This window comes from Pseudoflavonifractor sp. HNCC25GI2 (assembly GCF_058136395.1).
On sequence record NZ_JBYUOW010000001.1, the window covers coordinates 1 to 18,765 of the forward strand.

Annotated in this window: 16 protein-coding genes; 7 read left to right on the forward strand and 9 right to left on the reverse strand. The window is 50.1% G+C overall.

All coding sequences use genetic code 11. The annotated features are described in order from the left end of the window. Nucleotides 1-158: 158 nt before the first annotated feature. From AC3YUO_RS00005 to AC3YUO_RS00025, 5 genes are all read right to left on the reverse strand, one after another. A complete protein-coding gene (locus AC3YUO_RS00005; RefSeq protein ID WP_489960996.1) occupies nucleotides 159-1,835 on the reverse strand; it encodes a recombinase family protein in 1,677 nt (558 codons plus the stop codon). 91 nt (nucleotides 1,836-1,926) lie between these two features. Further along, nucleotides 1,927-2,193: a hypothetical protein gene (locus AC3YUO_RS00010; RefSeq protein ID WP_489960997.1), complete on the reverse strand. Its 267-nt coding sequence runs from the start codon at nucleotides 2,191-2,193 to the stop codon at nucleotides 1,927-1,929. Nucleotides 2,194-2,242: 49 nt separating this feature from the next. After that, a complete protein-coding gene (locus AC3YUO_RS00015; RefSeq protein ID WP_489960998.1) occupies nucleotides 2,243-3,595 on the reverse strand; it encodes a relaxase/mobilization nuclease domain-containing protein in 1,353 nt (450 codons plus the stop codon). Between the two features lie 3 nt (nucleotides 3,596-3,598). After that, a complete protein-coding gene (locus AC3YUO_RS00020) occupies nucleotides 3,599-3,910 on the reverse strand; it encodes a plasmid mobilization protein (protein WP_489960999.1) in 312 nt (103 codons plus the stop codon). 201 nt (nucleotides 3,911-4,111) lie between these two features. Continuing rightward, nucleotides 4,112-5,182 carry an AAA family ATPase gene (locus tag AC3YUO_RS00025; RefSeq protein WP_489961000.1) on the reverse strand — a complete coding sequence of 357 codons (1,071 nt, stop codon included), beginning with the start codon at nucleotides 5,180-5,182 and terminating at the stop codon, nucleotides 4,112-4,114. A 148-nt stretch (nucleotides 5,183-5,330) separates the two neighbouring features. Between AC3YUO_RS00025 and AC3YUO_RS00030 the strand changes: the two genes are divergently transcribed. The 7 genes from AC3YUO_RS00030 to AC3YUO_RS00060 all read left to right on the forward strand — a co-directional run bounded on the left by AC3YUO_RS00030 (nucleotide 5,331) and on the right by AC3YUO_RS00060 (nucleotide 14,457). Then, a complete protein-coding gene (locus tag AC3YUO_RS00030) occupies nucleotides 5,331-6,455 on the forward strand; it encodes a DUF6076 domain-containing protein (protein WP_489961001.1) in 1,125 nt (374 codons plus the stop codon). A gap of 2 nt (nucleotides 6,456-6,457) precedes the next feature. Next, nucleotides 6,458-7,429 carry a sigma-70 family RNA polymerase sigma factor gene (locus AC3YUO_RS00035; RefSeq protein WP_489961480.1) on the forward strand — a complete coding sequence of 324 codons (972 nt, stop codon included), beginning with the start codon at nucleotides 6,458-6,460 and terminating at the stop codon, nucleotides 7,427-7,429. A 592-nt stretch (nucleotides 7,430-8,021) separates the two neighbouring features. Beyond that, nucleotides 8,022-9,395 (forward strand): PhoH family protein, encoded by a 1,374-nt coding sequence (locus AC3YUO_RS00040; protein WP_489961002.1) that lies wholly within the window; start codon nucleotides 8,022-8,024, stop codon nucleotides 9,393-9,395. 297 nt (nucleotides 9,396-9,692) lie between these two features. Continuing rightward, nucleotides 9,693-10,667 carry an ABC transporter ATP-binding protein gene (locus tag AC3YUO_RS00045; RefSeq protein WP_489961003.1) on the forward strand — a complete coding sequence of 325 codons (975 nt, stop codon included), beginning with the start codon at nucleotides 9,693-9,695 and terminating at the stop codon, nucleotides 10,665-10,667. Continuing rightward, on the forward strand, nucleotides 10,664-11,716 hold the full coding sequence (locus tag AC3YUO_RS00050) for an ABC transporter substrate-binding protein (protein WP_489961004.1): 1,053 nt from the start codon (nucleotides 10,664-10,666) through the stop codon (nucleotides 11,714-11,716). Before AC3YUO_RS00045 ends, AC3YUO_RS00050 begins: the two co-directional genes overlap by 4 nt. A gap of 19 nt (nucleotides 11,717-11,735) precedes the next feature. Continuing rightward, a complete protein-coding gene (locus AC3YUO_RS00055) occupies nucleotides 11,736-13,409 on the forward strand; it encodes an ABC transporter permease (RefSeq protein WP_489961005.1) in 1,674 nt (557 codons plus the stop codon). Then, entirely contained in the window at nucleotides 13,399-14,457 is a 1,059-nt protein-coding gene (locus tag AC3YUO_RS00060) for an MBL fold metallo-hydrolase (RefSeq protein ID WP_489961006.1), read from the forward strand. Before AC3YUO_RS00055 ends, AC3YUO_RS00060 begins: the two co-directional genes overlap by 11 nt. Before the next feature lie 640 nt (nucleotides 14,458-15,097). Here the strand turns inward: AC3YUO_RS00060 and AC3YUO_RS00065 are convergent. From AC3YUO_RS00065 to AC3YUO_RS00080, 4 genes are all read right to left on the reverse strand, one after another. Further along, nucleotides 15,098-15,388: a DUF6809 family protein gene (locus AC3YUO_RS00065; RefSeq protein ID WP_489961007.1), complete on the reverse strand. Its 291-nt coding sequence runs from the start codon at nucleotides 15,386-15,388 to the stop codon at nucleotides 15,098-15,100. A 440-nt stretch (nucleotides 15,389-15,828) separates the two neighbouring features. Beyond that, complete coding sequence (locus AC3YUO_RS00070) at nucleotides 15,829-16,545, reverse strand: GntR family transcriptional regulator (RefSeq protein WP_489961008.1); 717 nt, start codon at nucleotides 16,543-16,545, stop codon at nucleotides 15,829-15,831. Between the two features lie 164 nt (nucleotides 16,546-16,709). Further along, nucleotides 16,710-17,351, reverse strand: coding sequence for a response regulator (locus AC3YUO_RS00075; RefSeq protein WP_489961009.1), 642 nt, complete (start codon nucleotides 17,349-17,351; stop codon nucleotides 16,710-16,712). After that, the gene (locus AC3YUO_RS00080) at nucleotides 17,326-18,702 is read right to left on the reverse strand and encodes a sensor histidine kinase (protein WP_489961010.1); all 1,377 of its coding nucleotides are present in this window, start codon (nucleotides 18,700-18,702) and stop codon (nucleotides 17,326-17,328) included. Before AC3YUO_RS00080 ends, AC3YUO_RS00075 begins: the two co-directional genes overlap by 26 nt. Nucleotides 18,703-18,765 lie beyond the last annotated feature (63 nt).

The following is an 18,765-nucleotide window of genomic DNA, read 5'->3' on the forward strand; positions in this document are numbered from 1 at the left end:
AAACGGTTCTGACTCCTCAAGCAATGAAGCCACTTCTTCGGGTAATTCTGCAGGACCTCAAGCCACAGAATCAGGCCAGGACGTTCAGCTGTCATAAAAAAGAACGACACAGCACTTCCGCTACTCCTGATAGGGGTATCTTGAAGCATGTCCTCGGATTAGGCAGGCAGTGCGGTTGCACTGTCTGCCTTTTCTGTTGTCTCCCCGCAGAAAATCACATCGTCTGTCTCGTTAAGGTTGAAGTCCCGGAAACAGATTTGGATTTTCTGCGGTGCGTGTTTGGAGTATTTGACCTCTTTTTCATACACGATGATCTTCGCTACGAAGGTGCGGAGCAGTTCTGGCGTCAGTTCCCTCATGTTGGTGAACTTTCTGGCCTTGGCGATGAAGTTTTTGGCGTTGGCCATGCTGCTGCGCAGTTTCTCCAGGCGCTCCTCCGTGGCGGGAATGGTTTCGGCCAGCTGTGCTTTCTCCTTGGAGTATGCTTCAGACAGCAAGCGGAACTGCTCATTGCTCACCCGTCCCAGGGCGCTGTCCTCGTACATTCGCTTGAACACTACATCCAATTCGCCATCCCGTTTCCGCAACGTAGACAGATCTCGCTCCAAGCCTCGGATCTCCTTTGCCACCTCATTGGATTGTTTTTGCTGGATGTAGGCTGCAAACCGCTCCGGATCGCTCCGGGCAAACTCCGTGGCTCTGCGGATCGTTTCCAGCACAATTTCCTTCAGTGCCACTTCCCGGATATAATGAGCGCTGCATACATCAGCCCCGTCCTTTTTGTAGGTGCGGCAGGTGAAATTGTTCTGTTCCGGCTTCATGGTGTGCGCCCTGTGCAGTACCATGGGCTTACCGCAGTCCGCACAGTACACCAATCCAGAGAACATATTCTGCTCATCCATATTCGTGCGGCGGCGCTTATGGGAGCGCACCTCCTGTACGATATCCCAGGTTTCCTGATCCACCAGCGCTTCATGGGTGTGCTCAAAGATGAGCCACTCGGATTTGGGGCGCTCACGCTTCTTTTTGTCCTTGTAAGACTTGGTGCTGTAGCGGAGGTTCACTGTGTGTCCAAGGTAGACCATGTTCTGCAGCATATCTGCCACCATATCGCTGGTCCAGTTGTAGGGCTGCTCCGTATTCAGCCCAGAATGGGATATGCCGAATTTCGTATAGGCGTACATGGATGGACTGTAGATATGCTCTTTCTTAAGTTGCTTTGCGATCTGGGACGGTCCCATTCCACTGGCGCACATGGCGAAGATGCGTTTGACAACGGTTGCCGCCTCCTCGTCCACCAGCAGAGGAGAGTCTTTTGTTTCACCCTTGCGGTAGCCGTAGGGAGCTCGCGTCCCCACTCGGATTCCACGCTGTGCCTTGGCATTTACTACATTCCGCACCTTGCGGCTGCAGTCTCGCACATGCCACTCGTTGAACAAATTCTTGAAGGGCATCAGTTCGTTGCTGTTTTCATACTTGGTGTCCACATTGTCATTGACGGCGATGTAGCGCACATCGTTGGAGGGGAAGATCTCCTCGATATAAAGGCCGGTGTGAAGCTGGTTTCTGCCAAGGCGGGAGAGATCCTTCGTAATGATGACAGCGATGTCGCCGTTGCTCATGTCATCCATCATCTGCTCAAAGGCCGGGCGATTGAAGTTTGCTCCGGAATAGCCATCGTCCACATAAAATCTGGTATTCTGGAATCCATTCTCATCTGCGTACTTTTGCAGGATGAGCTTTTGGTTCTGGATACTATTGGAGTCACCCTCCAGATTATCGTCTCGGGACAGACGGCAATAGAGTGCAGTAATCTTTTGGTTTGGCTGTAACATATTGACCTCCTTCATAAAATGCCAAACCGATTGAGAGATTGCAACCATACAATACCCTCAATCGGTTTGTTTGTCTATGGGAACCCGCTTTTTAGGCGGAAATATTTTTTGCGTCCTCCTCCAGATCGATGACCTGCTTCAGAAGGTCGACCGTAGACTGCGTTCCTCCGAAACCAAATTCCGCAAGCACAATGTACTCTCTGCCGCATACACTTTGCCGGCGGCTTTTCACAACCTTACCGTTCCGTTCTTCCACTGCGGTATCCTGCACTGCCTTGGCAGATGGAATATCCTCAGCTCCATACAGTTCCTCATGATCGAAGTGGGGACGCTCATTGTATTTGAATTGATACTCCATATTGTTCCTTTCCCCTGACCTGCAGTCAGGCAATAAAAATAGCAGGCCGTCACATGGTCTGCTGCCAAGTTTGTTCTTCTTCGTGATCGTCCTGGGCATGGCCTTGGGCGATTTTCTTTTGCTGGTTCTTACGGAGCGTTTTCCTGTCTGTGTGCGGGAGCATTGTGGTGCTGTCCATCACAGACTCAGCAGACTGAGACTGCTCCAGACGGTATCCAAGCCCCACCACAGCAGAAGCAACGCTGCTGTCCCCATCAGCAGGACCGCCCATGTGGGACCATCCAGGTGCGGCAGCCGCAGTCTGGGCAGCATGATGCCGGGCAGAGAAAAACGCTTTTCGTTCCGCTTCCCAGCCTGTTCGCTCATCTGCTCCAGATGCTTCACCGCTTTCAGCAGTTCCTCCATCTGCGTCCGGCTCGGGAACTGCGCCAGCAGTTCGTTGATCTTCTTCAGATAGCCAGTCTGTCTCTCGGTGAGGTCCCCCAGTGTGTAGAGGGCGCTCTGCAGATCCTCCCACTCCGCTTTCGTGGGATGCACTTCGAGAGGCGGTGTCAGATCCTGCGCCGGAGGCTGCGTAGTCTGTACCATCTGCGCGGGACGGTTCTTTTCCAACAGCTCGTCCATAGATAATTTCTTTTCTGATCCTGAATTCATATTCCATATTCTCCTTTAAATACTTGTCTCCGAATAGCAGGCGGTCACGGCACTGCCAGCCGCTGGGTGTGGTGTAGGTGATGTTCCGTCGGGACGCCTCCCAGCGTACCTTGTAGCCCTCGCTCTCCATCAGCGCAATAAACTCCTCCCGGCTGGAGGCGTGGCGCATACAGTCGTTGATGATATTCATGAGCTGCAGCTTTTTGCTCTGGCCACGGGCTGCGGTATGATATTCGCCAATCGTCATGGCTTTCGTTTCCTGCTTCCTATCCTTGGGCTTGAACATAGGAAGAGAAAATTCCATGCAGACCTGGTCGTTGCGCTGCCGCAGTTCCTGGAGCTGCTCTTTTGCTATGTGCAGTTTCTTTCCCGTATCGAAGTTGACGGAGTTGATGAGAAAGTGGGAATGAATGTGTTCCCGGTCTGTGTGGGTACAGACCAGGACTTCGTATCCCTCATAGTACTCAGCCAGCTTCAGTGCCGCCGCATGGGCGGTGACCGGATCGACCGCTTCGCCTTTTGGGAAGCTCTGCACCATGTGGTAGAACAGCACACCGCCGGTTTTGTGATGCAGCCGCTTGGTGGTCATGAAGTCCGCGTAGACAGATTCCGGCTGGCAGTTGATGCCTGTGACCAACTGTTGACCGTCACACTTGGTTTTCTTGTCCTGCATGGTGTACCGCATCACGGCTCCCATGCATCCGGTGGTCTGGCCCCGCTTGTAGTTAGTGAAGTTGATGATCGCCATTTTTCACCACCGCCTTCGTTCCAGAATCAGTCGGACAGCAGCGCAGAGTTCAGAGAACGCCTGGCGTACGCTGTCCAGATTGACTACCGTGATGCGTCCCATATGTGCCAGGGTGACAAGCTGATTCAGATTTCTGCCGATTGACTTCAGCTCCTTGAGCACTTCTTTCAGTCCATCGACGACCACAACCTGCTTTCCCAGACAGCAAGCGGTCACATAATCGCTCATGGACATCCCGGAGCGTTTCGCCAATTCCTTGATGGCCTCTCGGTCTGCGGATGCCATCCGAGTGCTGAACTTGATATCTTTTTTCATGTGGTTTCCTCCAAACCGTAGATAAAGTGGGTCCGGGCTTCTGCCCGGAAATTATGCGGAAGGCGGGCGGCGGCTGTGCCGGTGACCAGACAAACGCGATGCTGGCCACCTCCAAGGAGGTGATTCTCCCGCGCCGAACACCCGCACTCCTCCTTCGGCCACAAGCGGCCCAACACGGCGTTTCTTTTGCCTTGCGGGAGTTTATTCGTCGCGCCCGGAAACCGCCCGCAAATCGCCGCACAGCGCTCCGGCAGGGTCAACAGGGTCGACCGCCGGGACACCCTGGGTATCGTCACTTTCGGCACGCTGCAGCTCAATGAGCCGCCTTCCGTTGCTGCGGCGCACCACAGCGGAAATGCCAATTTTCCTTAGTGCGTCAAGGTTTTGCAGGATCTGTCTGGACACTTTCTTGGGCGAGATACGCTCCACACCCAAAGGGTCGATTCGTTCAGACAGTTCTGTGGGAGTGCCGATAAATTCAGTTCGGTCACGCATCAGTTCGGAGAGGAGATAAACGATGCGGTCGCCCAGTAGCTCCGGCTGTGTCTGGCTGTCTGCCACCAGCTCCCACACATTTTCACCGTTGCGCTCCAGCATCAGTTCCCGGTATTCAATGTCGCGGCCGACGCAGGAGAGCTTCGCTCTACCGCTGCCCCGACGTTCCTCCACCAGCGTGAAGCTGGAATCCACCGCACCGCTGATGGCGGTGGTACCGGAGATGCGGTTGAATACATCGTCGACGGATTCCTTGCGCAGATGATGGATCAGCAGGATGGCGATGCCGTGGGCATCCGCGATCTGTTTCAGAGCAGAGAGGTCACGGTAGTCGTTGGCGTAGGTAGCGTCGCGTACTGGGCGTACCATCTGCAGCGTGTCGATGATGACCAGTACCGTGTCAGGGTGTTCGTCAAGGAAGGTGCGGAGCTGCTCCTCCAACCCTTTGCCCAGAATGTCGCTTTGGGTGGTGAAGTGGACATTGGCGGGGGCATCCTCCGTGATCTCGAACAGCCGGTTCTGGATACGGAGGGTGGAGTCCTCCAGGCAGAGATAGAGAGTGGTACCTTGCTTCACGGACATCCCCCAGACCGGTTCGCCCTTGGCCACCATGACGGACAGCCACAGGGCCAACCAGGACTTTCCCACCTTGGGAGAGCCGGCAAGGATGTGCAGCCCCTGAGACAGAAGCGTGTCCACCACGAAGTTGAGCGGCGTCAACGGCAGGCTCATCAGGCTCTCGCCGTCGATGGTTTGCAGTCGTTTTGTTTTACTCATAGGATCATCCCCTTGTAAAAAGATAAGGACAGAGACCACGCGGCCACCGTGGCTCTTGTCCTCTCACTTGATTATTGGGGGGATTTTGATAAAATGAGAATATCGTAAGACAGGCAGAAAACAGATATAGGACAGAGGAGGTGGCCCTATGCCACTGGGGATCAGGCAGAACAACAATTTCCTGCACCTGACAATGGATGTCTGGCAGGATCAGATCTTTTTTAACGAGACTGTCTACCCGGCCGGCCACTTTGCCGCCGAACTGTTGAATGTTCCCGAGGAGACCATACGGGAACTGGTCACCCACGGCGGCACCATCAGCCATCAGGTAGAGGCCCTGGCCTTGGCCGGGCGAGGTGAATTTATCAACCTGCTGGACGGGACCCGCGCCTCTCTGGAGAAGCTGCTGGATGCCCTGTGGCAATGTCCACCGTACAGCCTGATGGACAAAGGGCAGGAGCAGCACACATTGGAGGTGATGTTTTCCCCGGCATCCCACAACGACCTGCTGAAGCCAGCTTCGCCTGTCCGGGAATTTTTCTTCCGCTATCTGGTCGCTGCCTTCAGCATCCCCCTGGGCATCCAGCACTTCGCCGTGGCGGCACGATATTTTGAGGAGGGCTATCTGCGGCGGCTGAAGAAACGGACAGAGACCTTCTTCGCTATGGCCGCCCACGACTGCTTCAACAGCGAATGGTTCTGGGATATGATGCGTGATTTGCCGGTACCGGATGTTGAGCCATTCACCATCACACCGAACCTGAGATCCTCCTATGTCTTTGCCCGACACCCGAAACAGGAAAAGGAAACCGTATTTGTAAACCGGTATTTCTTTGACCATACCATCAGCTTCTACATCTTTGACCTGATGAACGGACTGCAGCACGGCCATGCCCCCAGCCGGTGCTGTGGCTGCGGGACATACTTTCTCACCACCAACGGCCACATGCCGAAATACTGTGATGGCATTGCCCCCCAGGATCCCCGCATGACCTGCCGACAGTACGGCGCCATGATGCGGCAGAAGGAACAAAACAAACAGCACCCGGTCTACCGCCTGTTCACCACCCGCACCAACACCATCCGCAAGCACCACCAGAGAGGAAAAATTTCCGACGAGCTGCGCAATGAAGCGCTGTATGTAGCGGAGAGCCTCCGGGATAAGGCGCTCATGGACAACAACTATGCCGTCAACGGCTATGCCCGTGATATGGAGCAGGAAGCGATCTATGCCCAGGCAAAAGCGCGCATTGCCCAGGAGGAGAAGCCGTGAGCATGTACCGCTGTGATGATCTCTGCCTAAGTAACGAAGATCTTGCCCTGCGGATACAGAATGGCGATCCGCAGGCCGCCCCGCTCCTGCTCTCCCAGAACGAGGGATACCTGACCACGCTGGCCGCAAGCTACTGCGAGCAGTTTTCTCAGGATTTTCTGGTGGACGACCTCAAGCAGGAGGGGGCGCTGGCACTGCTGGATGCAGCGGGGCGGTTTGACCCATCTATGGGGACCAAGCTGCTGACCTATGCGACATCCGCCATTGAGACCGCTATGCGGGACTGTGCCGCCCAGGGTTCTTTCTCTCTGTCGCTTCCGCTGGACCGTTACCGCCAGCTGCGCCAGGTGGCTTTCCTCTATGCCACCCATGAGCGGGATGACGAAACAGATCTTCTGCCCGCCATTCAAGAGAAACTGACGGTCTCCGCCAAAGTCGCCAGGCGTCTGCTGGAAGAATACCGAACTGTATTCCAGATCGAGTCTTTGGGTGAGCGTGTCTTTGACCTTGGGTGTGGTGGTGACCCCGCCAGGGCCTATGACCGCTTCATGCGCCGGACGCTGCTCCTCCAGCGCATGGAGGAGGTTCTGAGCCCCAGAGAGCTGAATCTGGTGCGCTGTTATCTGGGGATCGGCCAGCCCAATGAGCAGGGCATGACCTTTCAGGAACTGGCCATCCGGCTCAACTACAACGGCCCCAGCGGCGCGGAGAAAGCGTATAAGAGCGCCATCCGAAAACTGAGAAAGCAGTTGAACGGCGGCGCTTACGGCCAGTGGCTCTCCATCCAGAAAGCGATTCAAGCCGCACGCCGGGAGGCCAGCATTGAGATAGGATACAGTTCACCCCAGTCCACATGGCTGGATGAGCAGAAGCTAATTTGGGAATTTTTGTGCAAGACAGCAGCATTGAGTCGCGTATATCAAATCTTATGCAAAGCGAATGATAGTGCCAAAGACGATGATGATTTTTACTAATGCGGCAACGCTCAACATTATAAAAGATTAGGCGAGTCTCAACAGAAAAGTTTCAAACTTTTTATGGGTCTTGTATCTTATCTCGAATGTTTATTCCTTATGTGAAAATCCTAAATATTTATAAAACTTCTTATAGAATTTTACGTGGGTGAGATAGAAAAGATAACAATGGTCGCTTATACTAATAACAAAGCAACGGTTAGGAGCGATCCTATGCGATGTGTCAGTGAGTTATTAGGCAAATATCAAATCGGCCGTTTTCTTCTGTCTTCTTCCTTAATCGGAGTTGGCGGGCGCGTTTTTCTGCGCCTACGCTGACTCTGATTTTTTATTTTGTCACGCACCATATCATGATAAAGGAGCGTTTCTAAAATGTTACCATGCCAATCAACATGTCCTCATTATGTCTCAGGCTGCCACAAGGTCTGCACTCAATGGTCGGAGTTTCAGACCAAAGAACGGGAACGGCGGGCGGCCAAAAAAGCCTACCTTCAGTATTACATTCCTCAGTGTGATCAAGTTACACGACAGTTCCGGAGCCTTCAGATCAAACGTTTAGCCTGGTAATCGTGGTTGAAAGGTGGGGTTTGCAATGCAAAAGACTTATGTGCTGGATGCCAGCGTGTTACTTCAAGCGCCATATGCGTTGGAATCTTTCCAGGATAATCACATTGTCCTACCGCTGGCCGTGCTGGAGGAATTGGACGCATTACAAGGTGCCGACGGTGATCAGGGCGGGAATGCTCGGCAGGTCATCCGATTTCTGGAACAGATCCGCCTGCGGGGCAATCTTCTGGACGGAGTTCCGCTCCGCTGTGGTGGAACCTTACGGTTAGAGGTCAACCATGTACATACGGAACTGCCCCATGGAATGGATCCGGAACACCGGGTCAGTCGGATTCTAAAAGTATGCAAGGGGCTGACAGAGGATGGAATCCCCGCCATTTTGGTGAGTCGAGACATTGTCACCCGGATTAAGGCACAGATGATGGGAATTCCTGCTGAAGAATTTACCACCGACCAAATCTCAAAAGAGTCTCCACCCTATACTGGCCGGGCTGATGTCTATGTACCAAATGATCTGCTGAGCGGTTTCAAGAAAAAAGGCATTTCTGCCCAGGAACTTTATACGCTGAATGAGCAGGGGCAACAGATCTCCGTAGCTCTGACAGAAAATCAGTTCGTGATCCTACACTCCGATACACAGGCGAAAAAAACCATGTTGGGCCGGTACCACGGAGGGAGAGTTACCGCCCTGGAATATAGCAATACCAAGCCTTTTGGGGTTAAGCCCCGCAATGTGGGACAGCAGTTTTTGCAGGAGGCGCTGATGCTGGGCGCGAAAGAAGCACCACTGGTCATCGTCAAGGGACCTGCTGGCACCGCTAAGACATTCTATACCCTGGCGGTTGGTCTGGAGAAGGTGCTGGAGCAAGAGGAGCGCCAGTTCCGAAAAATTTTGGTCTGCCGCCCCAACGCGCAGTTTGATCAGGATATCGGCTTCCTGCCTGGAAATGAAAAGGAAAAGATATCCCCCCTTATGCGTCCCATTGTGGATAATCTGGAGGTGCTTCTGGATTTGGAGTACAAAAAGGACCGGCACAGCAGTGAGGAGGAACTTCATAGCCGGATTGATTACCTGTTTGAAACAGGCATCATTACCATAGAGGCCATGAATTTCATGCGGGGGCGTTCCATTACCGATACACTGCTGATGATCGATGAGGCCCAGAATCTCTCTCCCAGGCAGATGAAGGGGATCGTCACCCGGGTGGGGCAGGGAACCAAGGTAGTTTTACTGGGGGATCCGGCTCAGATTGACCATCCGCTGCTGGATGAACGGAGCAACGGGCTCAGTTATGCAGCGGATCGAATGAAGGGCAGCCCCCTGTGCGTGCAGCTCACCATGCAGGCAGACGAGTGTGAGCGATCCGATTTGGCGTTAGATGCCGCTATGCGGATGTAATGATCCCAAACGGCTACTGTTTTTCCTGAAAGCGAGGACTCCCCCCTTGCGTTGAGAATGAACAATGTAAGGGGGGAGCCCTTTTTATTCCATTTCGATTACTATAGATTTGACCGAAACGGAATAAATAAGATACCGCACATGCCAAAAATGAATCGTGCCCTCATAGATAAGATGAGAAATGCTTTACCCACAAATCGGTACTGCATTTACATCCATTTTACAGAAACATAACACTGGCCCGGTAGATGGTGAGAAAGGAGCGATGTATACTCGTTACTTGGAGTGGTTAGTTTTATGAAAATTACTTTAATGGACATTACAAAAACATTTGGAAATAAGCAAGTCATCCACCCCACCAGCCTCGTGGTAGAAAGCGGCAACTTTACGACCTTATTGGGGCCTTCCGGCTGTGGAAAAACAACTCTTCTGCGGATGATTGCGGGATTGGAAAGCCCAGATACAGGTGAAATCTGGTTGGATGAAACCTGTGTGTTCTCTGCAAGCAAACGGATCAATTTACCGCCGGAGAAACGTGGGCTTGGATTTGTATTTCAGGACTTTGCTCTCTGGCCCCATATGACAGTGTTTGAAAATGTGGCATTTGGACTAAGAGCCCGTAAGGACACGAACCGATTGAAAGAGCGTGTTACGGAAGCACTAAAGGCTGTGCGTCTGGAGGACTATACCGAGCGTTATCCCCATCAGCTGTCCGGGGGACAGCAACAACGAGTAGCTTTTGCCCGTGCGATTGTCATTCAGTCAAGCTGCATCCTTTTCGATGAGCCGTTGTCCGCTTTGGATGCACTACTGCGGGAAGAGATGCGGCACGAACTGAAGGATCTGGTGTCCCATTTGGGCGTAACAGCGGTTTTTGTGACCCACGATCAAACGGAAGCCATGAGCATGAGCGATCAAATTGCGGTTCTCAACGCAGGCACAGTGGATCAGTACGATACTCCTGAGGAGATCTATCACCATCCAGCTACCGCTTTTGTTGCTCGCTTTGTGGGAAAATCCAACTGGATCAATGCTCAGCAGTTATTCCGCCCTGAAGCCGTCACCTTAATTCCGCATGAAGCCTACCCTAAATATGATCTTTCTGTAACAGGTGTTCAATACCTGGGGGATGGCTACGAGGTTACGCTGAATTACCAAGATGTAACATGGACGCTTCACAGCAGCCGAAAGGCCACCGTGGGTGAGACTCTATCCATTTACATAGATCCCAATCAAATCATAACATGTGCAAAGGAGAATGAAGTGAAATGAAGAAGAGAATGCTTTCTCTGCTGTTGGCCGGCTGTATGTGCCTCGGCCTGGCTGCTTGTGGACAGACATCCACCGAGGAAAATACCGAAAACCAGACCTCCTCTGCGGAAGGAACCCAGAACATTCAGCAGAACGAAGATACCCAGCAGCTCTCCGGTAAGGTGACGGTGTATATGCCCAGCCCTGCTGGATTGGCCGACAAACTGGCGGCTGCTTTTACCGAGAAAACTGGTGTGGAGGTAGAGCAGTTCCAGGGAACTACCGGTGAAATTCTGGCACGTCTGGAGACTGAACAGGCCAATCCTGTAGCGGATGTGGTCATTTTGGCCTCCTGGTCTGATGGTCTTTCTATGAAGGAGGACGGTCAGATTATGAGCTATACCCCTGCCAATGCTGATAAGGCTAACTGGATTGACGAGGATAGCATGCTCTTCGGCACCAGTGCCTCTGCTGTAGGCGTTATTTACAATACCACTATTTACTCCGAGCTCTCCGCAGACTGGGCAGATTTGGCCGGTGCTGATTACAAGGATAACATTGCGATTCCCGATCCTGAGAAGTCGGGTGCCTGTAAGGATTTTCTTGCCGGCTTTGTGACCGGCGTTGATGGCGGCGAGGATATCATGCAGTCCTGGGCCGACAACGGTCTGACGGTTCCTGGTGCCAATGCTGCTGCTCTGGAGGCTGTGACTACGGGTGAGAAGGGAATTCTGATTGCCGGTGTAGACTATAATGCCTACTCCTCCATGAACAAAGGCGAGCCTATCTCCATCTACTATCCCGCCACTGGCACGGTTGTCAATCCTCGTCCGGCTATGATTATGAACACGGCTCCCAATGTGGATAACGCCAAGGCCTTCATTGATTTCCTGTACAGTGATGAGGCGCAGCAGATGGTCGCCGACGCTTATCTGCTGCCGGGGCGTAGCGATGTTCAGTGCGATAATCGCACCAACCTGGCGGATATCCCCCAGCTTCCTACCGAGTGGGATGCCATGATGGATGTGGCCAGCGACACTGCCGCCAAGCTCAACGAGATCTGCCAGTAAGTTCTGGCTGGGAGGAACTATGAGATCATCGACGTCATGGAAAGGTAACATTCTTCTTTGGGTGTTGTTTCTATTCCTGGCAGCGCTGATCGTCTGTCCCCTGATAAGCGTATTTGCCAAGGCGGTCATCATTGATGGCCGCCTTGACTTTTATCAGGCATGGTCGATCATCGCTGATACCGAAAATCTCCAGACCGTCTGGAACTCTCTTTTATTGGGAGTAAGCGTTGTCCTATGCTCTACCCTCATTGCTGCCCCCACGGCCTACCTCTTGGCTCGCACTGATCTGAGGCGTCATAAGTGGTTGGATATTATTTTCATGATTCCCTTCATGACACCGCCTTACATTGCCTCCATGGGCTGGATCCTGTTCATGCAGAAGCGGGGCCTGTTTCAGCAGCTTTTTCCCACTACCGGATCTTTCTCTGAGGGATTTTTCTCTTTTGCTGGCCTGGTACTGGTGATGAGCTTGCATGTGTTTCCCTTTCTCATGACGATGCTGAAAAATGCGATGCTCAATATTCCGGCCAGTCTGGAAGAGAGTGGTGCAGTCTTTGGAGCAAATTTTTCCCTGCGTCTTCGGAAAATCTTTGCCCCTCTGCTGACCGGGAACTATGCAATCGGAGCGCTTCTGGTTTTTGTCAAGACGCTATCGGAATACGGAACGCCTTATACCTTGGGCCGTCGTATCGGCTTCTATGTGTTCACGACTGACATCCACCGTTATTCCACTACCGCTCCCATTGACTTTGGCCGTTCTGCCAGCCTTTCTTCTGTGCTGGTGTGCATTTGCATGGGAATGTGGCTGCTGCAAAACTATATTACCAATCGCCGTTCCTATCGTCTGATTAGCGGCAAGGGATCCCGATCTGCTCAGCACAGGTTGTCTAAAGGCGGGCTGTTTTGTGCTTGGACTTGGTTGGTCTTGGTCATTGTGATTGCCATTGGCGTGCCTTACTTCTCTGTCATTGCCACATCGCTGATCAATCTCCGAGGCTACGGACTCGCACCTGGCAATTTCACTTTCGCTCACTATGTGGAGTTGTTTACCACAGAAAAAAGCTTGAATGCGATCTGGAACAGTATCTTTCTGGCAGTTACCTCTGCCACCATCTGCTCAGTCATCGGTACAGTAGTTGTCCTGGCGGTACGAAAGGCTAAGGGGATTCTGAAAAAACTGGTAGAGGGGATGAGCCTGCTTCCGGAAATGCTGCCCGGAATTGTTCTTATCATTGGAGTAATGCTCTTCTGGAATGCCATCTATAAGATAATCCCTCTCTATAACACGATCGGAATCATGGTTTTGGCCTATGTGGTGTTATATCTTCCCTATACGGTGCAGTATGTGACCTCGTCCTTTACCCAAATCAACGATAACCTTATCCAGGCTGGCCGCACATTTGGCGGAACGCCCTCCTATGTATTCCGTAAAATCACGCTTCCCATGATCTCGAAAGGCATTGTGGCCGGATGGATGATGATTTTCATTATTGCTTTCAGAGAACTGGTCACTGCCAGCCTGATTGCTCCCCCCAATACTTTGGTGGTATCCACCTATATCAACCGGGAATTTGAGCAGGGCAGCGTATCCTTAGGCATGGCCATGGCAGTGCTGTGTGTGCTTATCACAACCACCACGCTACTGGTTATGAATGCACTGGCTGATCGAAAGGGAAATACACATGCGAATTAAATTTGCCGGCGGTGTAGGGGAACATGGACGGAGTTGCTTCTTGGTAGAGAGTGCGGTTTGCTCATTTTTGGTGGATTGCGGCCTGATGGCCGGTGCACAAGACCCGTATCCCCGCCTAACAAAACAAGAAATTCAAGGGCTGGACTTTATACTTCTTACGCATTCTCATGCCGACCATGTAGGGGCCCTGCCCTGGTTGGCAGGACAGGGTTTCTCCGGAACAGTAATAGCCAGTCGGGAAACACTGGCCCAACTCAAAACGCCTCCATACCAAGCCATGACCCTGGAAGAGAGTCACTTTCCCAGCAATTTTCGTATCCGTTGGGGCCGTTCCGGACACTGTGTCGGCAGTGTATGGTATCACTTGATGCTGGACGGAAAATGCCTCCTTTTTAGCGGAGACTATACAGAGTGTTCTCTTGCTTATGAGACAGATCCGATCCGCGATGTAGCTGCTGATATAGCTGTTCTTGACAGCGCTTATGGTTCAGAAGACAGGACACCGGACCAGATGCGCCAGGCATTCCTGAAGGCTGCGGCTCATCATTTGTTCAATGAGCGTCCTCTGCTGCTGCCGGTACCTAAATTCGGAAGAGGGCTGGAACTGGCCCTAATGCTACACACGGAATGGCCTGCCTTGCCCATCTATGGAGACGCACATTTTCAAGAGCAGATCATCCGGGGAAAAGAGGATCATTTTTGGATTACAACCGCTCTGCATGAGAACTTAGATGGTTTGCAGGTGCAGCAATTGCCTGATGATTTACCAAACTCCGGCCTATGCTTTGTCAGCGACCCGCAGCTTCGTACTGGAGAGCGAACATCTTTGGCACGGAAGTTTGATGGCGCAGTTCTCCTCACAGGAACAGTGGAAGAACACACCGGAAGCTGGCAGCTGCTGCAGGAGGGCGCAGCACGATTTTCCCGGGTTCCTGTCCATTGTACAGATAAGGAACGCATGGCATTAGAAAAAGGCAATCATTTCAGTCGTGTAATTCCTTACCATACCACATCACATCCTTGTTTGAAGAGAGAGATATTTCTATAAATTATGTGATATTTCAGGAATACACTGCTTTTATGTGAAAGTAACTTTATAAATTTTCTGCAAAAGATGGATCGGCTCAATAAGCTGATCCATTTTTTGCATTGCTGCTTCTTGTTAGACGTATATGAAAAAAGCATGCCTTACTACTGTTTATATGTTGGTATCGTGTAACAGGCCGGAATAAAAACTATGGCATATATAAACTTTGCTGTTCGCACCGACTCAAATCATGGGAAATGTGCATTTCCCGTTTTTCTTATAGTTCACCAGTCTCCTACCCAAAGTGTTATCTCACTCGGGGGAAGGCAGTGAGGTTCTGTCACATATTGATATACAACTGCTCCGCAGCTGCGGCAGATCAGGTACTTCAGCCGTTTCCCTGCAGTCCGTGATATTTGAAAGTGACCAGGGCCTCTCCGTGCTGCCAGCCTTCCCCAATGTCTTGTGAGCCGCAGTACTGGCATCTGGTAACGGAAACTTGTGTCATTGCATTTTCTCCTCTCTGTTTTGTTGGCTGCAAACACACAATACTGAGAGACGATTCAGAAGTCCAGAGAATGTTGCCACTCAAAATGGAGAAGATCAGAGATGAAGGAATTGCAATACGCAGAAAAGCATTGTGCGCCTGACCGCATAAAAATCAGGCATCTCTCTCTGCTTCTTCCGCTGGAAAGAGATGCCTGTCCGTTTCAAAGTGATTCAATTCGTTTGCCAGTTCCCATGCCAATTTAAACCCGCAGAAGAAACCATCCATGGAGCGTTCTTCCGCAATCAGACTCTGGTTATCCATGATCCGCAGCACCAGTTTTCTCTCCGGCTTTTCCAGTCGCTCAATAAGTTGCCGGTGGCAATCTTCAATTTCCTGCTCAGCCTCTGCCATGGGAAGTGGTGTGTAAAATCTGTTGTAGAGTTGTTTCAGAGTGTCGTTCATGTGTCCTGCCTCCTTTTAGCAAGACAACATACCACAGGTTACCTGAAAAAGCCACCAAAATATTTGAATTGTTTCTAATCGCTTGGACGCCTTGAAACATAGACATAAAAATAGCCGCAAACCACTTTTCGTGGCTTGCGGCTATTTCCCCATTTCCTTCAGGGGTGACACCCGGGGGTCTCTCTCAATCGGTCATTTTTGGGTTTATCTCAAGATGTCCTTATGAGGAGTAGCCCTTGCTGTGTCGTTCTTTTTATGAATTGTCTGTCTGGTATTCAGTTAAAAATAAGGGTAAGCTTCAAGGTAGCTTCCTCCCAATTTGAACCTTGACTGATATAGCCACAAATAATAGTAAATCGCTCTTCTTGAGTCTAGCCAAACGGTTCCTGCCCTAGTTTTAGCTCAGGTCCCACGTTGACTTTTACAATGTCAAAGCACACTTATAAACTAAGCTGAAAACGCTCCCCGTTAATCACTTGCATGCAGACATATACCGGCTCGTAATCTTTGGTATAGGCTACACTGCGCACCAGCAAAAGTGGAGCATTCTTTCTCAGCTTTAACCAATGCGCCTCTTCCGGCGTAGCGCGGCAAATCTCCACAATTTTTTGTGAATTCTCCACGGTGATCTGCCGTTTATTTTTTAATACCGCAAAGAGGGAGTGATCTAAATCTTCTTGGAGTAAAAATGCATAGTCCAATGAAAAAAAGTTGGTCTCAATAACCATAGGATCTCCGTTTACAAACCGCAAACGAACAATTTTCAGCACTTTACTCTCTGGAGGCAGGCCAAGCTGCTGAAGAATTTTAGGTTTAGGCGTTACAACTTCCCGACTCAACAGTTTCGCCCCAGGTACTAGATTCCGAGCCACACAAGAATCTGAGAAACTTTGAATCCGTGTATAGTCCCGACTATACTTGGCTTGGGCCACAAAAGTCCCTTTTCCCTGCTTTTTTTCTACCAATCCTTGAGCAACCAGTTCATCTGTTGCCTTTCGGGCCGTAATGACGCTAACGTTGAACTGTTTTGCCATTTCTACTTCCGGCAATAATTTTTCACCGGGTTTGTATACCCCATTGACAATATCTCCGCGCAGCTGCTCCATCAACTGCCGGTACAGCGGAGTAGAAGCCTTTGAGTCTAATCGTTCACCCATAGCAAATAACTCCTATATTCATATAGATGATTATGTTAATTATACGTACAAATTGTGCTAGAGACAAGAGAAAACTTATATATTCTTCAGAAATAATATATAAATTTTTTAAAACCGGCCTTACTTATACGCGTATACCACATAAGGACATCAGGCTCTTCTGTTCATTCATCAATCCAGCGATAGAACACTCTGGGGCGTCCCCGCTTCCCGTACGTATTTTGTGTTTCCACTCGATGTTCCCGTACTAAATACAGCAAATATCGATGAATCGTTTTCGCGTTTAGCTGTGTCTGCTTTTGAAGCTGTGAAGTATCCATATACTCTCCGCTTTGCAGACTGGACGTAATAATCGACAGTGTGGACTGATTGATGCCCTTCTCTGTCCCGTTCTCCGATTTAACTGGTAAATATTCTACAGCCGACTCCTTTTGACTGTATTTTAAATGGGTATTAATTCGTGAGAGCAGGTCTACCAGTTTAACGGGTTTAATCGCATAGTCATCCGCTCCTGCGGCCAAAAAACGTTCCATTACTTGACTTTTTTCTTCAATTGTCAATACAATAATGGGGGCTTGGATACCCAAGCTTCGAATATTGCGCACCGCCTGAATCCCATCTATTCGAGGCAAATGATAATCAATTAAAATCAAATCAGGCGATTGTCCGCCCTGTTGGCATAAAATCTCTTTTGCCTCATCAAAGGAACGGGCTAACAGAGAAATCCACCCTTGTGACTGACAAATTTCCTGTATCGTATATAAAATATCTTCGTCATCATCAATGGAGAGAATGTACTTGGACATCGGAATCACTCCTTTCGTCTGGTAACGTGAGTACAACTCGGGTATATTCACCCAACTTACTCTCAATACGAATCTGACCGTGGTGGAGATTTACCACTTGCTGAACAAACCCCAATCCTAATCCGGTTGATCCGTTTCCGGAATATCCCGGGTGCCAGATACCTTCCAAAATTTCCGGTCTAATTCCAGAGCCGTTATCCCTAACCTCCCATTGCGTTCCTGTTTGTGTTTTGGTTATGGTAACGAATATGGAACCCGTCTCTTGGGATATAAAATGGCAAGCATTTTCCAACAAATTTACCAAAGCACGGGACATACGAATTGAATTTACATAAATTTTTGTGTCTGGGCATCGATTGTCCACTGATATAAGCGCAGCTTTGGGATTAGCAGCCATGTAGGACAAGGTAGCTTGAATCAAATGATCGGTAGTAGTCAATGTCTTTCGATCCTCATACAGGATTTCCGAAATCATGTTGCTCATACGTTCGCTTGCCCGTACAATTCTCTGTTGATATTCCTTTAATTTTCCTACTTCCAGTTGGGATTCTGTTAGCTCCGCCAACCCTTGAATGGCAGTCAGAGGCGATTTCAAATCATGTACTAAGTTCTGTATTTCCAAAAAAGAACGCATTTCCAGGTTTTTCATTCTGGCCTGATTAGCCTGCTGATGAACCTGCATTGTCTGACGCTGTTCTCGATCTAACAAAACCATGAGCAATGTGGTAATCGCAAAGGAGAAAAAAAGTAGAAAGGAGAAGCTACCGAGCAAACGTTCTCCCTCTAAAACCTGCGCTGCCATTTTTACATCCAGCGAGATCTCTCCGTTACCAAATCCCACATCTGTCATTCCTGGCATCAGATCCAACCCCTGGCAGGAAATTAAAAATAAAAGTATTAAAAACATTTTATTGTGCAGTCGGAAGAAAAAGCGGCTCAACAACTCGATACACACAAAAATCAGCAGGACAAAAACTCCCACATCCAGCCGGATTCCATAAATTCGGTTAATAATATGGTAAAGAATTACATGTAGAAAAAAGCAGATCGGAATTTTGATAAAGGGTATATTCTTTTGGTCCCAAGTAATATGAAGCCCTTCCATAACCATCAGCATTCCCAAGTAATCAGGTGCGGAGCGAAGAATATTCAAAATCAGAAGCCGAAAGGCTCCCTCCATTAAAATTCCTATGTTCCCTGACTCCAATGCCTGAAAAATATATTCGTAGATATGAAAGCTTTGCTCTGTAAAAAAAATTGGCATGAGAACTGTAACCAGCATAAGACAAAAAGCAGCAGTCAGGTAATGGGAATCCAATTTGAGTTTTAAATGTTGACCGAGATACAACACGTTCCCCACCTTCCTACACAATTGATACTAGCATACCAAAAATTTTTCAGAGATGCAAATCCT

Coding starts and splice junctions, on each gene's coding strand:
- AC3YUO_RS00005 (WP_489960996.1), bottom strand. CDS start 1,835: ATGTTACAGCCAAACCAAAAGATTACTGCACTCTATTGCCGTCTGTCC.
- AC3YUO_RS00010 (WP_489960997.1), bottom strand. CDS start 2,193: ATGGAGTATCAATTCAAATACAATGAGCGTCCCCACTTCGATCATGAG.
- AC3YUO_RS00015 (WP_489960998.1), bottom strand. CDS start 3,595: ATGGCGATCATCAACTTCACTAACTACAAGCGGGGCCAGACCACCGGA.
- AC3YUO_RS00020 (WP_489960999.1), bottom strand. CDS start 3,910: ATGAAAAAAGATATCAAGTTCAGCACTCGGATGGCATCCGCAGACCGA.
- AC3YUO_RS00025 (WP_489961000.1), bottom strand. CDS start 5,182: ATGAGTAAAACAAAACGACTGCAAACCATCGACGGCGAGAGCCTGATG.
- AC3YUO_RS00030 (WP_489961001.1), top strand. CDS start 5,331: ATGCCACTGGGGATCAGGCAGAACAACAATTTCCTGCACCTGACAATG.
- AC3YUO_RS00035 (WP_489961480.1), top strand. CDS start 6,458: ATGTACCGCTGTGATGATCTCTGCCTAAGTAACGAAGATCTTGCCCTG.
- AC3YUO_RS00040 (WP_489961002.1), top strand. CDS start 8,022: ATGCAAAAGACTTATGTGCTGGATGCCAGCGTGTTACTTCAAGCGCCA.
- AC3YUO_RS00045 (WP_489961003.1), top strand. CDS start 9,693: ATGAAAATTACTTTAATGGACATTACAAAAACATTTGGAAATAAGCAA.
- AC3YUO_RS00050 (WP_489961004.1), top strand. CDS start 10,664: ATGAAGAAGAGAATGCTTTCTCTGCTGTTGGCCGGCTGTATGTGCCTC.
- AC3YUO_RS00055 (WP_489961005.1), top strand. CDS start 11,736: ATGAGATCATCGACGTCATGGAAAGGTAACATTCTTCTTTGGGTGTTG.
- AC3YUO_RS00060 (WP_489961006.1), top strand. CDS start 13,399: ATGCGAATTAAATTTGCCGGCGGTGTAGGGGAACATGGACGGAGTTGC.
- AC3YUO_RS00065 (WP_489961007.1), bottom strand. CDS start 15,388: ATGAACGACACTCTGAAACAACTCTACAACAGATTTTACACACCACTT.
- AC3YUO_RS00070 (WP_489961008.1), bottom strand. CDS start 16,545: ATGGGTGAACGATTAGACTCAAAGGCTTCTACTCCGCTGTACCGGCAG.
- AC3YUO_RS00075 (WP_489961009.1), bottom strand. CDS start 17,351: ATGTCCAAGTACATTCTCTCCATTGATGATGACGAAGATATTTTATAT.